12 protein-coding genes and 1 pseudogene are annotated in these 15,116 nt (G+C 73.0%); 10 read left to right on the top strand and 3 right to left on the bottom strand.

The window, feature by feature from the left end; genetic code table 11:
- Positions 1 to 49: 49 nt before the first annotated feature.
- Entirely contained in the window at positions 50 to 568 is a 519-nt protein-coding gene (locus J3A75_RS27395) for a MarR family winged helix-turn-helix transcriptional regulator (protein ID WP_043074459.1), read from the top strand.
- On the top strand, positions 565 to 1,272 hold the full coding sequence (locus tag J3A75_RS27390; RefSeq protein WP_012320995.1) for a response regulator: 708 nt from the start codon (positions 565 to 567) through the stop codon (positions 1,270 to 1,272). The genes J3A75_RS27395 and J3A75_RS27390 overlap by 4 nt, the downstream gene beginning before the upstream one ends.
- 27 nt (positions 1,273 to 1,299) lie before the next feature.
- Here the strand turns inward: J3A75_RS27390 and J3A75_RS27385 are convergent, their stop codons facing one another.
- Both J3A75_RS27385 and J3A75_RS27380 read right to left on the bottom strand, forming a co-directional pair.
- Positions 1,300 to 1,530, bottom strand: coding sequence for a hypothetical protein (locus tag J3A75_RS27385; protein ID WP_012320994.1), 231 nt, complete (start codon positions 1,528 to 1,530; stop codon positions 1,300 to 1,302).
- A gap of 101 nt (positions 1,531 to 1,631) precedes the next feature.
- The gene (locus J3A75_RS27380) at positions 1,632 to 2,456 is read right to left on the bottom strand and encodes a 2-keto-4-pentenoate hydratase (RefSeq protein WP_071000081.1); all 825 of its coding nucleotides are present in this window, start codon (positions 2,454 to 2,456) and stop codon (positions 1,632 to 1,634) included.
- 341 nt (positions 2,457 to 2,797) lie between these two features.
- On the opposite strand from J3A75_RS27380, the gene J3A75_RS27375 reads away from it, so the two are divergent.
- The 8 genes and pseudogenes from J3A75_RS27375 (at position 2,798) to J3A75_RS27340 (ending at position 14,350) form a co-directional block, all read left to right on the top strand.
- On the top strand, positions 2,798 to 5,155 hold the full coding sequence (locus J3A75_RS27375; protein WP_071000080.1) for a TonB-dependent siderophore receptor: 2,358 nt from the start codon (positions 2,798 to 2,800) through the stop codon (positions 5,153 to 5,155).
- Between the two features lie 10 nt (positions 5,156 to 5,165).
- Positions 5,166 to 6,785, top strand: coding sequence for a PepSY-associated TM helix domain-containing protein (locus tag J3A75_RS27370; RefSeq protein ID WP_071000079.1), 1,620 nt, complete (start codon positions 5,166 to 5,168; stop codon positions 6,783 to 6,785).
- Positions 6,786 to 7,135: 350 nt separating this feature from the next.
- Entirely contained in the window at positions 7,136 to 7,579 is a 444-nt protein-coding gene (nikR, locus tag J3A75_RS27365) for a nickel-responsive transcriptional regulator NikR (RefSeq protein WP_053621247.1), read from the top strand.
- Between the two features lie 295 nt (positions 7,580 to 7,874).
- Entirely contained in the window at positions 7,875 to 9,920 is a 2,046-nt protein-coding gene (locus J3A75_RS27360) for a TonB-dependent receptor domain-containing protein (protein ID WP_071000731.1), read from the top strand.
- A gap of 237 nt (positions 9,921 to 10,157) precedes the next feature.
- On the top strand, positions 10,158 to 10,400 hold the full coding sequence (locus J3A75_RS27355) for a hypothetical protein (RefSeq protein ID WP_071000078.1): 243 nt from the start codon (positions 10,158 to 10,160) through the stop codon (positions 10,398 to 10,400).
- The gene (locus tag J3A75_RS27350; protein WP_071000077.1) at positions 10,397 to 11,353 is read left to right on the top strand and encodes an aliphatic sulfonate ABC transporter substrate-binding protein; all 957 of its coding nucleotides are present in this window, start codon (positions 10,397 to 10,399) and stop codon (positions 11,351 to 11,353) included. Before J3A75_RS27355 ends, J3A75_RS27350 begins: the two co-directional genes overlap by 4 nt.
- Positions 11,354 to 11,789: 436 nt before the next feature.
- Positions 11,790 to 12,253: pseudogene (locus tag J3A75_RS27345) on the top strand (hypothetical protein); the annotation flags it as partial.
- A 405-nt stretch (positions 12,254 to 12,658) separates the two neighbouring features.
- Positions 12,659 to 14,350, top strand: a complete 1,692-nt coding sequence (locus J3A75_RS27340) for a methyl-accepting chemotaxis protein (RefSeq protein WP_058606401.1) — start codon at positions 12,659 to 12,661, stop codon at positions 14,348 to 14,350.
- 5 nt (positions 14,351 to 14,355) lie between these two features.
- On the opposite strand, the gene J3A75_RS27335 is transcribed toward J3A75_RS27340, so the two are convergent.
- Positions 14,356 to 15,045, bottom strand: coding sequence for a DUF2239 family protein (locus J3A75_RS27335; protein ID WP_245295822.1), 690 nt, complete (start codon positions 15,043 to 15,045; stop codon positions 14,356 to 14,358).
- Positions 15,046 to 15,116 lie beyond the last annotated feature (71 nt).

Here is a 15,116-nt window from a genome sequence, read left to right as displayed (position 1 = left end):
ACCCGTTGGGAGCGGCCGCGCCGTGACACGGACAGCCCCGCGCGAGGAGATGTTCGCGCCGAAACCCGTCCCGGGCGCCGCCCTCGGCAGCGACGACCTGATCGAGCTCCTGTTCTTCGCCTACCGGGACTTCGTCGGCGATCCGGACCGGATCCTGGCCGCCTACGGCTTCGGCCGCGCCCACCACCGGGTGCTGCACTTCGTCGACCGCTACCCGGGCCTCACGATCGCCGAGCTCCTCGACATCCTGCGCATCACCAAGCAGAGCCTGAACCGGGTGCTCAAGGACCTGATCGGGCAGGGCTACGTCGCGCAGAAGCCCGGTTCCAGCGACCGCCGCCAGCGCCTCCTCTACTGCACCGAGGCCGGGGCCGGGCTCGCGGCCGACCTCACCCGGGTCCAGGCCCGCCGCCTCGCCCGGGCGCTCGCGGCGCCGGATGCCCGGGGCTCCCCGGAGGACTTCCTGATGGCGATGATCGAGCCGGAGGACCGGCCGGCGGTCCAGCGCCTGATGGCGCGGCGCGGGGGCGGGGCCGAGGGGCGCCTCGGCGCGGAGGAGCCCGCGTGAGCCACGCTGCCCGGTCCGACCTGCCCGACGAGGCACCCCACGTCCTCGTGGTCGACGACGACCGCCGCCTGCGCGAGCTGCTCGCCCGCTACCTCACCGACCAGGGCTTCCGGGTCACCGCGGCGGCGAGCGCCGCGGAGGCGCGGGCCCGGGCCCAGAGCGTCGTGTTCGACGCCATGGTGCTCGACGTGATGATGCCCGGCGAGAACGGCTTCGACTACGCGCGCAGCGTGCGCGAGACCTCCCGGGTGCCGATCCTGATGCTCACGGCGCGCTCCAACCCGAACGACCGGGTGATGGGGCTGGAGATCGGCGCGGACGATTACCTGCCGAAGCCGTTCGAGCCGCGGGAGCTGACGCTGCGGCTCAACAACATCATCAAGCGCAGCGCGCGGCCCCGCCCGGCCTCCGCCGAGGCGGTCACCTTCGGGCCGTTCGCGTTCCGGATCGACCGGGGCGAGCTGCGCCGGGACGACGAGCTGATCCGCATCACCGAGCGCGAGCGCGAGATCCTGACGATCCTGGCGGCGGCGGGCGGCGCCAATGTCGAGCGCGAGCAGCTCGCCGGGCCAGGGGGCGCCGCGGCGGAGCGGACCGTCGACGTGCAGATCAACCGCCTGCGCCGCAAGACCGAGGTCGACCCCGCCAACCCGGTCTTCCTGCAGACCGTGCGGGGCGTCGGCTACCGGCTCGCGGTCGACTGAGCCGCGCGCGGGCCGGCGCCGGGCGGCTCAGACCACCCGCGGCGCGTCGGGCTTCAGCTTGAGGGCCTTGGCGATCCGGGTGGACAGGCTGCCTACGATGGCGAGGCTGGCCGACGGGGCGGCGAGGGCGCGGACGGCCTCCAGCGCCTCCTCGGCGCTGGGCTTCATCACCGCGTAGACCGTGGCGCCGGGCGCCGCGCCCTCCGCGGTGACGGAGACGAGGAAGGTCGTGTGGCGTCGCCGCAGGCGTCCAGGCATGGTCCAGCATTTGGCATGTCGGCTAACCATCACCAATGCCCGAGTCCCGGAGCCGGCCGGGAAACTGCACGAACCCGGCACGATAACGCGTGCCGGGCCTTTCAGCTCAGGGCAAGGTCGATGCCGGGAAGCGGCAGCCCGTCGAGCCGCGCGCGCCAGCGCTGACCGGCGGCGACCGGAAGCGCGTCCGTCAGCGTGCCCGTCGTGACGACGGTCCCGGCCGCGAGCGGCGCGGCCGCCGGATCGTTAGCCAGCGCATCGACGAGGTGGGCCAGGGCGGCGAGCGGCCCCGTCCCGAGCACGCAGCGGCCGCCGCCCCGGTCCGCGACGGCCTCGTCCCGGAGCAGGTCGACGGTGAAGCCCGCGAGGTCGCCGATCCAGGCCGATCGCGCGTCCGGGGAGATCCGCACCCGCTCGCCCACCACCAGCAGCCCGTGCAGGCCGAAGGCCGCGACCGTGTCGGGCGCCGCGAAGCGCCAGCCGGGGTAGAGCGACTGCACGATCTCGAAGCCGCTCGCCGCCCAGTCGAGGCAGGCGATCAGCGCCTCGGCATCCATGCCGGGCTCGGGCGCGCGCGCCAGCCCGAACACGATCTCAGGCTCGATCCGCGGCTCGACGAAGGCGGCGAGCGGGACCGGCCCAGTCAGCGCGGCCCGGTCGCGCAGGGTCGTGTCGTAGACGTGCCCCCAGATCGGCGCCCGGACGCCGTAGCGCTCCCACAGGGTCGTGTTGGTGAAGCCGATCTTGTAGCCGACGGGCCGCTCGCCGCGCTCCCCGCGCAGGACCCGGACCGCCTCGGCGACCCGGTAGGCCGCCGGCAGGTCGAGGGTCGGATCCCAGTCGGTCAGCGGCGCGATCGGGCGGCGATGCTCGTGCGCGGCCAGGATCGTGCGGGCATGGGCCGCGGCGGAGATCGGCTCGGTCATCGGCGAACGGCGTGAGGGCCGACGGGGTGACATCCGCGTCGGGCCGCCTTGATCGCGGCGCCGCCGATCTTACGCAGGGCCGTCACCGCCGTGAACGCGCGATTTGTCCCCGCCTCGCCGGCCGCCGGTGCCCTCAAACCTGCGGCGGCCGCGGCGTGCCGGAGGACCGGGTCGCGGTCGGCCGATGCCCGGAATGCCGGCCCGGCCGCATATTCTCATTAGATAAATACCAAACTACGTTTCTGGAATATGTGTCTTCGGGGGCACATTCCGCTCACGGATCCGTGATAGCTGGGACTCGGCGCCTATTCGCCCAGTATTTGTAGTTTAGAGTCGGTGTAATGTCGAGATCTGTTGGCGGGCTGACCGCGTCGCGCGCGTACGATCATGCGGAGAGGCTGCTCCGGATCGGGTTTGTATCGTCGACATCTCTGCTCGCCCTCGGAACGGCCGCGATCGCCCAGCCCGCGCCCGTCCCGCCCCCGCCCGCCACGGACATCGAACTGTCCGAACTGAGCGTGATGGGCGAGGCGCGCGGGCGCAGCCTGAACAGCGATCTGTACGGGCGCGGCGGGGCGACCGGGCCGGTGCCCGGCTACGTCGCCAGCCGCAGCACGGTCGGCACGAAGACCGACACGCCGATCCTGGAGACGGCGCAGTCGGTGTCGGTCATCGGGCGCCAGCAGATCGAGGACCAGAACGCCCTGACCATCAACCAGGCGCTGCGCTTCACGCCGAGCGTCACCACCGAGCAGCGGGGCGGCGCCGGCTCGACGCGCCTGGAGCAGTTCTACATCCGCGGCTTCACCGCGCCGATCTTCCTCGACAACATGGCGCTGCCCACGAACCGCGACGCCTTCCCCAGCGTCGATCCCTACCGCCTGGAGCGGGTCGACATCATCAAGGGGCCGGCCTCGGTCCTCTACGGGCAGTCCGGTCCGGGCGGCCTCGTCAACCTCGTCTCGAAGGTCCCGCAATTCGTCCGCCACGGCGAGATCTTCGTCCAGGGCGGCGGCTTCAGCGAGGTCCGCGGCGGCTTCGACGTCGGCGGGCCGATCCAATCCGACATCCCCGGCCTCGCCGACCAGTTCGCCTACCGGGTCATCGGCCTCGGCTGGAACGGCGACGGGCCGGCCGTGACCACCAAGGTCGAGCGCGCCTTCATCAATCCGAGCCTCACGTGGCGGCCCTCCGCCGACACCTCGCTCACCATCATCGCCAACTACCAGCGCGACCCGTTCTCGGGCTTCTACGGCGGCTTCCCGGCCGTCGGCACGGTGTTCCCGCGCAACTTCGGCAACGGCGTCTTCGGCCGGCTGCCGGTGAACTTCTACGACGGCGACCGCAACATCGAGCGCTCCGACCGCACCCAGGCCTCCATCGAGTACCTGTTCGACCACCGGATCACCGAGAACCTGCGCTTCCACTCGGCCGGCCGCTACCTGCGCTCGAACGGCGACTACCGGAGCGTGTTCACGACCTTCGGCGACGTCAACGGCCCGTACACGAGCGGCCCGACCATCGGCCGCTCGGTCGGCGGCACCCAGGTCGACATCGAAGCCTACACGATGGACAACAACTTCATCGCCGATTTCGACACCGGCCCGATCGCCCACACGGCGCTGCTCGGCGTCGACCACCGGACCTTCAGCACGCGGTCGGTCACCGGCCCGTTCCCGGCGACGACGGGCCTGAACGCCCTCGCCCCCGACCACGACCTGCCGATCCGGTTCCCCGCCTTCACGTCGACCTCGCGGATCGACGCGCAGCAGACCGGCGTGTACTTCCAGGATCAGGCGAAGTTCGACCGCTTCATCCTGACGCTCGGCGGCCGCTACGACACCGCCCGGCAGACCGGCCCGACCCGCACCTTCGCGCCGAACGGGCTGACCATCCAGGACGTGCCGGCCGAGGCTTTCACCGGCCGCGCCAGCCTGCTCTACCTGTTCGACAGCGGCGTCGCCCCGTACGTCTCCTACAGCGAGGCGTTCGAGCCGATCGTCAACGGGCGGATCTTCGACACGGCGTTCGGCTCGGCCGGGCGCATCCCCGTCCCGATCGCCAGCGACCAGTACGAGGCCGGCATCAAGTACCAGCCCCCCGGCACCGACATCCTGCTGACCACCGCGTTCTTCGACATCCGCCGCTCGAACGCCACCACCACCGACCCGGTCAATCCCGGCTTCGTCGTGCAGACCGGCGAGGTCGGCGTGCAGGGCGTCGAGTTCGAGGCGCGGGCCACCCTCGCCGAGGGCCTCAGCCTGATCGGCGGCTTCTCGCTCCTCGACATCCGCAACGTCCGCGACACCGGCTTCACCACGAACGACCTGACCCGCCGGCAGGTGCCGCTCCAGGGCCTGCGGCCGGTGCAGGTGCCGGACACGACGGCCTCGCTGTTCGTCGACTACCGCTTCACCAGCGGCCCGCTCATCGGCCTCGGCCTCGGCGGCGGCGTGCGCTACCTCGGCCCGTCCTGGGGCGATCCGGCCAACACCTTCCAGGTGCCCGAGAGCGTGCTGGTCGACGCCGTCGCCTCCTACGACATGAAGCACCTCGACCCGCGGCTGACGGGGCTCACGGCGCAGATCAACGTGCAGAACCTGCTCGACGAGCGCTACGTGACCGGCTGCTTCACCTACTCGGGCTGCTATTACGGCCTGCCGCGCACGGTCTACGCGACCCTGCGCTACCGCTGGTGAGGCGGTCGCCGTGCGCAAGACCTTCCGGCAGTCGATGGCGTGGCTCCACGCCTGGTCGGGCCTCGTCGTCGGCTGGGTGCTGTTCGCCGTCTTCGTGACGGGCACGGCGAGCTACTACCGGCCGGAGATCTCGCAGTGGATGCGGCCCGAGCTCCGCACCGACCGGACCTTCGGGGCGGCGGAGCTCGCGGCGGCGGCCGAGCGCGGCGTCGCCCACCTGCAGGCCCACGCGGGCGGCGCGCGGACGTGGTTCCTCGCGCTGCCGCGGCCGGACCGGCCGGTGCTGGAGCTGTTCTGGCGGACCGGCCCGGGCCGGCCGCCCGGCCACGTCCTCCTAGATCCCGACAGCGGCGCGCCGGCGGCGGTGCGGGCGACGCGCGGCGGCGACTTCCTCTACCGCTTCCACTTCGAGCTGAACCTGCCGCCGCTCTGGGGCCGCTGGATCGTCGGCGCCTGCGCGATGATCATGCTGGTGGCGCTGATCTCGGGCCTCGTCACGCACCGGCGCATCTTCGCCGACTTCTTCACCTTCCGCCGGGACAAGTCCGCCCAGCGGGGCTGGCTCGACGCGCACAACGTCACGGGCGTCCTCGCCCTGCCGTTCCACCTGATGATCACCTATACCGGGCTCGCCACCCTCATGCTGATGTACGTGCCCTGGGGCCTGAACACGGCCTATCGCGGCGGCAGCCAGCGCTACTTCGCCGAATCCGGCCAGATCACCGCGCCGCGCCCGCCCGCCGGTCAGCCCGGCACGCTGGCGCCGGTCGGGCCGCTGGTGGTCCGCGCGCTGGCGATGCGGCCGGAGCCCCTGGAGCGGATCACCATCGTCAACCCGAAGGACGCCAACGCCACGGTGGTGGCGGTGTTCGAGGAGCCGCACGGCCTCTCCCACGAGCATCCGCAGATCGCCTTCGACGGCGTGACGGGCGCGGTCCTGGAGGTGCGCGCGGGCGGCCTGCGGCCGGCGACCAAGACGTTCACCGCGATGGTCGGCCTGCACGAGGCGCACTTCGCCGGCCCGGCCCTGCGGGTGCTGTTCTTCCTGTGCGGCGTGGCCGGCAGCGCCATGGTGGCGACCGGGCTGCTGCTCTGGGCCGTGGCGCGCCTGCCCAAGGGGGACGCGCCCGGGGGCTTCGGCCTGCGGCTCGTCCAGGGCCTGAACGTCGCCACGATCGCCGGCCTGCCCGCGGCCGTCGCCGCCTATTTCCTGGCCAACCGGCTCCTGCCGGCCGCGCTGCCCGCGCGGGCGGAGTGGGAGGTCGGGGCCTTCTTCGCCGTCTGGCTGCTCGTCGCCGCGGCGGCGCTCCTGCGCCCGGCCGGGCGGGTCTGGCCGGAGACGCTGACGGCGGCGGCCGGGCTGTACGGCGCCGTCGCGGCCGCCGATGTCGGGCGCCTCGTCGCGCGCCGGCTCGGCGGCGACGCGCCGGTCGAGCCGGTCTTCCTCGCCTTCGACGGCGCGATGCTGGCCCTCGCCGCCCTCTTCCTGCTCGCGGTCCGCACGATCGCGCGGCGCGGCGGAGCGTCCCGCGGCCCCGCGAAGGCCGCGGGGCTCTCGATCGCGGGGCACGCGCGGCGGGACCGGGCCCGGCCCGGCATGCCGGTACCGGGAGATCGTGAGCCGATATGATAAAATTGAACTGGTATATTGAACCCAGTGCGGCGAATTAATTCAAAATAACTCCCGAAACCTGACATATATCGGATGCGCGTCGACTGTATCTGTGCAGAATGGTTCGGCCGGCATGCCAGCCGGTCGCGCCTGTGTCGTCGATTTTCACGCCCTTGATCCTTCGGCCCAGGCGTTCCAGCGCGGTCCATCCCAAGCGCACGCTGGACATGTCCCCGAGACCCAGAACTCGAGCCTCGAGGCGCGGCCCTCGGGGCTCTTTTTCTGCCGCGCTGGGCGATGCGGGCCCGGCGGCTGTTCACGGGCCCCGCGTCCCCGTACCAGAAGGCCACGGGAGCGGCAGGACGGGCATGCAGCGCATCACCATCACCATCGACGACGCCCTGCTGACGGCGGTCGACGACCTCTGCGCGCGGCGCGGCTACGGCAGCCGCTCGGAGGCGGTGCGCGACATCGTCCGCGACGCCCTGGCGCCGGCCCGCGCCGCGGAGACCGGCGGATCGGCGGCCTGCTACGGGGCCCTGAGCTACGTCTACAGCCACGGCACCCGCGACCTGGCCCGCCGGCTGACCGGCGAGGGGCATGAGCACGGCGTCTCGATCGCCAGCCTGCACGTGCACCTGAACCACGACGCGTGCCTCGAGGTGGCGGTGCTGCGCGGGCCGCCGGCCCGGATGCAGAGCTACGCCGACGCCGTCGTCACGCAGCGCGGCGTCCGCTACGGCCACCTGCACCTCATCCCAGAGGGCGACGACGCGCCGACCCGTCCGGGCCACGGCGACGGCCCGGAGTGAGGGCCGCGCCCGGACGGCGTCCCGAGGGCGGTTCGACTGCGCCCCGCGGGCAACACGACGGCGCCGATCCGCCGGTGTGAATTTTTCGTATGTTTATCATACGCGCGGCGTGCGAGGGTCCGAGGATCGCCACGCCTCCTCCGATCCGCCGGTGTCCCGCCCGATCTCCCGCCACCCTCCTGCCGCTCCCGGCCGCCGCGCCGTGACGCGGCTGCTCGCCGCGGGCGGTCTCGCCGTCGCGACCGGCGGGCGCGGCTGGGCGGCGCCGGATACCGGTGCCCCGGCAGCCTCCGCCGTGACCCTGTCCGAGATCTCGGTGGTCTCGGCTGCGCCCCCGGTCGTCCCCGCGGCCGGCACGCCCGGCGCCAGCGCCGGCTACGTCGGCGGCGTCACCGGGATCGGCGGCTCCCTGCTGACCGTCGACGCGGCCAGCGCCGGCCTCATCGGCGGCGCGGCCCTCAACGCCCGCCCGGTGACGCGCCCCGGCGAGGTGCTGGAGGCGGTGCCGGGCCTGATCGTCACCCAGCACAGCGGGGAGGGGAAGGCCAACCAGTACTTCCTGCGCGGCTTCAACCTCGACCACGGGACCGACATCGCCATCAGCGTCGACGGCATGCCGGTCAACATGCGCACCCACGCCCACGGCCAGGGCTACGCCGACCTCAACTTCCTCATCCCCGAACTCGTCGGCGCGGTGGAGTATCACAAGGGACCGTACTTCGTGCGCGACGGCGACTTCGCCTCCGCGGGCTCGGTGCGCCTCGACTATCTCGACACCGTTCAGAAGAACCTCGCGCTGACCACGATCGGCAGCTTCGGCTACAAGCGGGGCCTGTCGATCGCCTCGGTGCCGGTGGGCGAGGGCAACCTGCTCGTGGCCGGCGAGGCGCAGGTCTACGACGGGCCGTGGGCCGTCCCGGACGCGCTGCGCAAGCTCAACGGCGTCGCCCGCTACAGCCAGGGCACGGCGCTGGACGGGTTCGCGGTCACCGGCATGGCCTACGCGTCCCGCTGGACGGCCACCAACCAGATCCCGGAGCGGGCCGTCGGCGCGGGGCTGATCGGCCGCTACGGCACCCTCAACCCCACGGATGGCGGCGACACCGGCCGGTTCTCGCTCTCGGGGCGGTTCAGCGCCACGGACGACACCGGGATCACGCGGGCCTCGGCCTACGTGATCCGCTACCAGATGAACCTGTTCAACGACTTCACCTACTTCCTCAACGATCCCGTCGGCGGCGACCAGTTCCACCAGCTCGACCAGCGCGTCCTCGGCGGCGGCGAGGTGCTGCACATCTTCCAGGGCGACCTGTTCGGCCGGCCGCTGGAGGTCGAGGTCGGCGCCCAGACCCGGACGGACTCGATCCGCGTCGGCCTGTTCAACACCGCCGTCCGCCGGTACCGGTCGACCGTGCTCGACGACCGCGTGCTGGAATCGAGCGGCGCCCTCTACCTGGACACGCGGGTGCGCTGGACCCCGTGGCTGCGCACGAGCGTCGGCCTGCGGGCGGACGGCTACTACGCCGATGTCCGCTCCGACACGCCGGCGAATTCCGGCCGGGCCACCGACGGCATCGTCAACCCGAAGCTCGGCCTCGTGCTCGGGCCCTGGTCCGACACCGAGATCTACGTGAATTACGGCGGCGGCTTCCACTCGAACGACGCGCGCGGCGTCACCGCCACGGTCGATCCCGCGAGTCCCCTGTTCAACATCACCCGGTCGCCCTTCCTGGTGCCCTCCACGGGCTACGAGCTGGGCCTGCGCAACCGCTCGATCGCCGGGCTGGAGACGAGCCTCGCCCTGTTCCGGCTCGACTTCGCCTCGGAGAACATCTTCCAGGGCGACACCGGCACCACGGAGCCGAGCCGCCCGACCCGGCGCTTCGGCGTCGAGTGGACGAACCGGTACGCGCTGACGCCGTGGCTCGCCCTGGACGGGGATCTGACGATCACCAACGCCCGGTTCTCCCGCTACGACCCGGCGGGCAACCGGGTCCCGGAAGCCCCCACGACCATCGCGTCGGCGGGGGTGACCTTCGGTGAGCCCCTCGGCTGGTTCGGGTCGCTCCGCTTCCGCTACTTCGGGCCGCGCCCGTTGATCGAGGACAACTCGATCCGCTCGCGGTCGACCGCCCTCGTCAACGGCCGGATCGGCTACGCCTTCGGCAATGGCGTGAGCGTCTCGCTGGACGTGCTGAACCTGACCAACAGCAGGTCCGACCAGATCACCTACGCGTACGCGTCCCGCCTGCCGGGTGAGCCCGCCGAGGGGCTGATCGACCGCGTCTTCCATCCCGTCGAGCCCACGGCCGTGCGCCTGACGATCGCCGGACGGTTCTGACCGCCGGCGCCGGCGCGATTCGCCGCTTCCCGCGCGTCGACCCGGCCGCCGCGCCGCACTCTCCGCGACGGAGGTGCAGGTTCCGCACGGGCATCGCTTCGGCCTTCCGGCATCCCTCGCCCCAGTAAGACCTTCCCGCCGGCACGGGAACTACGGAAGCTCCTTCTGCCGGCCGCGCGCTATCCTGAGATCGTCTCGGGAAAGTCCCGGATGTCCTGCCGCGCCGGATCGTGCCGCATGCCCCCCATCGATGCCTATCCCGACGACGAGAGGCGCGCTGGATCGCGCCGACGCGGTCCGGATCGCGCCGACGCGGTCCGGATCGGGCCGGAGGCGGATCCCGTGCGGATCGCGGCGCTCCGGCCCCGGGTGGAGGCGGTCCGCCCGACCCCCGACCTCCTGCGTCGTCCGCGGGCCGTGACCGGCCGGTTCGGGCCGGTCGAACCGCCCGCTCACCCCGCGACGGAGGTCCCCGCGTGACGACAACACGACGCCGCGCCGCGGCCCTGATCCTCGCCCTCGGGGCGGGCCTCGCCACCGGCGCGGCCGCGCAGGACGCGGCGCCGAAGGAGTTCCGGATCGGCTACCAGAAGGTCGGCGTGGTCGTGGTGGCGCGCCGGCAGGGCGTCATCGAGACGCGTCTGGCGCCGCAGGGCGTCGCCGTCCGCTGGGTCGAGTTCCAGGCCGGGCCGCCGCTGCTGGAGGCCCTCAACGCGGGCAGCATCGATTTCGGCTTCGCCGGGGACACGCCGCCGATCTTCGCGCAGGCGGCCGGCAACGATCTCGTCTATGTCGGCGCCTCGGTGCTGTCCGGCGACGGCGAGGCCGTCGTGGTGAAGGCGAGCTCGGCGATCCGCACCGTCGCCGACCTCAAGGGCCGGACCGTCGCGGTGGCGCGGGGCACCAGTTCGCACAACCTGCTGGTGACGGCCCTGGAGAAGGCGGGCCTCGCCTTCTCCGATGTCAGGCCCGCCTACCTGCTGCCCTCCGACGCCGGCGCCGCCTTCGCGAACGGCAGCGTCGACGCCTGGGTGATCTGGGATCCCTACCTCGCCCTGGCGCAGGCGCACGACGACACGCGGGTCCTCACCACCTCGCGGCAGACCCACGCCGTCTCGGACTTCTTCCTGGCGCGCCGGAGCTTCGCCGACCGTTACCCGGGGATCGTCACGGCGACGGTGGCGGCGCTGGTGGACGCGGCCGCCTGGGCGGAGGCCCACCGGGATCAGGTCGCGCAGGTGCTGTCGAGCGTGACCGGCGTCCCGTACCCGATCGAGACGGTCGTCGCCGCGCGCTCCGAGTTCGGCGTCGGCCCGGTCACGGACGCGCTCGCGGCCAAGCAGCAATCGACCGCCGACCGGTTCCACCGGCTCGGGCTGCTCCCGCGGCCGATCCAGGTCCGGGACGCGCTCTGGACGCCGCCGCGGACCTGACGGACCCGCGGCGCGGAGGGTTCCCCCGCGGGTCGATCCGGCTTCCCGTGCGTGCCGGCGCTCCGGATGGAGAACCGCGCCGCGCTGAGCGCGGCGCGGCCGTCATGGCGCGCACCCCCGTCGAGATCCCGCCTCGGCGCGGGCGGACGCGCCCCCCACCGGATCAAGGGCCGCGAGAAGCTCACGGTCGGCATCATCCTGTCGGGGGCGCCGTTCGGGGACACCGCCTCCGCGGCGGCCCTGACTTCCGGCCGCCCGTGGCCCGCCGGGCCGGTGCGGGCCTATGTCGAGCCCGCGCAGCACGCCGATGCCGGTCCAGCGCATGGTCGCGTTCTTCGCGCTGAACATGCTCCCGTCCCGGGCGCTGGGCGGCGCGGCACACGCCCCGTTCAGCCCCGTCGTCTCGGTGGTGGCGGTGATGCCGGACTTCCTGCCGGTGATCGGCCACGCGCCGGCATCCTACGACCTCGACGGGCCCCTGCCCGACCTGCCGGTCTCGGACCAGGGCCGCAGCCGCGCCGAACGCCGCACCGCCCTGGCGCGCCGGGAGGGCCTGACCATCCGCCGGGCCGCCCTGCGAGTGGCGGCGGGTCGCGGCCACCACGTGATCGTCGGCATCGCCGCGGACGTGGCCGACCGCGTGCAGGCCAGGTTCGAGACGGGGGCGCGGCCGACGGCATCACCGTCATGCCGCCCGTCTTCCCCGACGGCCTCAGCGACTTCGTGCGCGAAGTCGTGCGGCTGCCGCAGGCGCGGGGCCTGTTCCGGACGGCGTATGCGGCCGGGCCGGACACCGCGCCCGGGAGTCGCACCGGGGCTGTTGCGCATCGGCGACACCGTGCCCGTCGCTGCGCGCGCCCCGGGAACCCGGTCGGCCTCAGGGCGTTCGCCGGCCCATGAATGCCGCTGAGCCCGCCCGGAACCTGTCCTGGGGAGACGTCTTCCTCGCGCTCTGCGTCGGCGCCTCCTGCGCGCTCGCCCTCCTCGCGCTGCTCTAGCGCGCGGCGCCCCCCCGCGCGGGACGGGGGAGAGCGGGGATGGTCGCAAGAGTAATCCGGTTGTCGGGTAGGGCGACTCAGAGAAAGAGCTAATCAACTTTAGTTGACCGCAGACAAATCCGTTCAAAGACCGCCTGGATATAAATATTAAGACTTTCCGAGCGAAGTGTAGGCTGCTTGGTGGGCTGCCTGTGAGGGCGGGAAGCCGGTCCAGGCTCACCCCTTCGTGCCCGTGCGGCCGCCCGACCGTCTGCGCTCCGGCAGGCGCCGTCGCGGACGTGCGGGATGCCTCGTCCAGGACCGGATCATGCGCCTTCACCTGACAGTCAAAGCGTCGCTCCTCGCCGCCTTCGGCCTCCTCGCGCTCCTGTGCGCCGGCCAGGCCGTTCTCACGACCCTCACGCTCTCCGGGATCCGGGCCAACGTCACGGGCGTCGCCACGAACTGGCTCCCCTCCGTCGTGGCGATCACCAACATCCGCGCCGCGGCCTCGGATGTGCGCATCAAGCAGTTGCGCACGCTGACCCTGTCCGGCAGTCCCGAGACGCGGGCCGACAACGCGCGGCAGACCGAACAGGCCGTCGCGGCGCTCGCCGCCGCCCGGAAGGCCTACGAGCCGCTGATCTCGTCGGACGCGGAGCGGGCCCTCTACGACGCCTTCGGCGCCACCTGGGAGCGCTACCAGACCGTCGGCCGCGAGGCGGCGCGCCTGGCGGAGGCGGGCCAGGGTGCCGACGGCATCCGGCTCATGGCCGACCCGGCCAACATCGATCTCTACAACGAGGCCCGCGACACGCTGGCCAAGGACGTCGCCCTGAACGAGCGCGGCGCGCACGCGGACGCCGAGAGCGCCATGGCGGCGACGGATTTCGCGACCCTGACGGCCTATCTCTCCGCCGCGCTGAGCGTGCTGGCGGCCTGCGGCGCCACCGCGTTCGTGCTGCTGCGCGTGTCCCGCCCGATCCAGGCGATGACGGGCGCGATGACCGTCCTGGCCGCGGGCGACACGGGGGGCGAGGTGCCCCACCGCGCGCGCCGCGACGAGGTCGGCGCGATGGCGGCGGCCGTTCAGGTGTTCAAGGACAACCTGATCCGCACCCGCCGTCTGGAGGACGAGACCGCGCAGGCGCGCCTGGCCGCCGAGGAGCAGCGCAAGGCCGGCATGCGGCAGATGGCCGACGACTTCGAGGCCGCGGTCGGCGGGATCATCGGCACGGTGTCGTCCTCCGCGACCGAGCTGCAGGCGACCGCGCAGGCGATGACCGCCACCGCCACCGAGACCGCCAGCCAGTCGACGACCGTGGCGGCGGCGGCCGAGGAAGCCGCCTCCAACGTCAGCACGGTCGCGGCGGCGGCCGAGGAGCTCGGCTCGTCGGTGCAGGAGATCGGCCGGCAGGTGCAGGGCTCGGCCAGCCTCGCGCACCTCGCGGTGAGCGAGGCCGATCAGACCGGTCTCCGCGTGCAGGAACTCAGCGCCGCCGTCACCCGCATCGGCGACGTGGTCGGGCTGATCTCGAACATCGCCGGCCAGACCAACCTGCTGGCGCTCAACGCCACCATCGAGGCGGCCCGGGCCGGGGCCGCCGGCAAGGGCTTCGCGGTGGTCGCCTCCGAGGTCAAGGCGCTGGCCGAGCAGACCGCCAGGGCGACGCACGAGATCTCCGGCCAGATCGCGCAGATCCAGGCCTCGACCGGGCAGGCGGTCACGTCGATCGCCGGCATCACCGGCCGGATCCGCGAGATCAGCGGCGTGGCGACCTCGATCGCCGCCGCGGTCGAGCAGCAGGGTGCGGCGACCCAGGAGATCGTCCGCAACGTGGCGCAGGCCTCGACCGGCACCAGCGAGGTGACGGGCAACATGGCCGGGGTGGCGCAGGCGTCGGAGGAGACGGGGGCCGCGGCCGGCCAGGTCCTCGACGCGGCCTCGGAGCTGTCGCGGCAATCCGAGCATCTCGGCGCCGAGGTCGGCCGCTTCCTCGCGACCGTCCGCGCCGCCTGAGCGCGTCAGGGCCGGGTGCGCGACGGCGCATCCGGACCCGCCGACGGGGCGGCCGGGGCCGCGAGCTTCAGCGCGTGGTCCCGGATGTCGGGGGGCCACGCCGCCATGCGGCCGGCGAAGCCCGCGCCGTCGCCGGCGAAGAGCGCCCGGATCACCTCCTCGAAACCGGGGCGATCGCCCGCCACGGCGGCGAGGAAGCGGTAGGCGGCCTCGCGGGCAGCCCGCACCCGGGCCTGTCCGTCATCCGTGCGCCGCGCCTCGTCGACGAGGCGCCGCAGCGCCTGCGAGGCGCCGCCGGGCTGCGCCGCGAGCCACTCCCACTGACGGGGGAGCAGCGTCACCTCGCGGGCGATCACGCCGAGCTTGGGGCGACCGCGGCCCCGCGCGGCGCCCTCGGAGTCGGGCCGGCTCCCGCGACCGCTCGCGGCGGCGTCCGCCGCTTCGCGCCGGGCGAGCCGAGCGACGACGTCCGCCGCGGTGCCGCGCAGGTCGAGGTCGACGACGGAACCGGACCGATCGTCGAAGGTCAGGACCGGGTCGCCGCCCTCCGCCGCCAGCGCCTTCACGGCGAGCGCCACGTCGCGCAGGGCGCCGCTGGCGAGCCGCCGCGGGCCCACGAAGGCGGTGAAGGTCGGCCGTCCCTCGTCCGGCACGGCAGACCCGTCCGAGCCTTGCCCGAGCCTGTCCTGGTCCATTATTTTACCCGGGTAATATTGCCTGCGTCCGTGCTCTTCGATAGCATCGCTGCCGGAGTGAGAGGACGTCC

The sequence above is a fragment of the Methylobacterium sp. PvP105 genome (genome assembly GCF_017876975.1).
Taxonomy (GTDB): domain Bacteria; phylum Pseudomonadota; class Alphaproteobacteria; order Rhizobiales; family Beijerinckiaceae; genus Methylobacterium; species Methylobacterium radiotolerans.
This window is presented reverse-complemented; position numbering and strand designations above follow the sequence as displayed.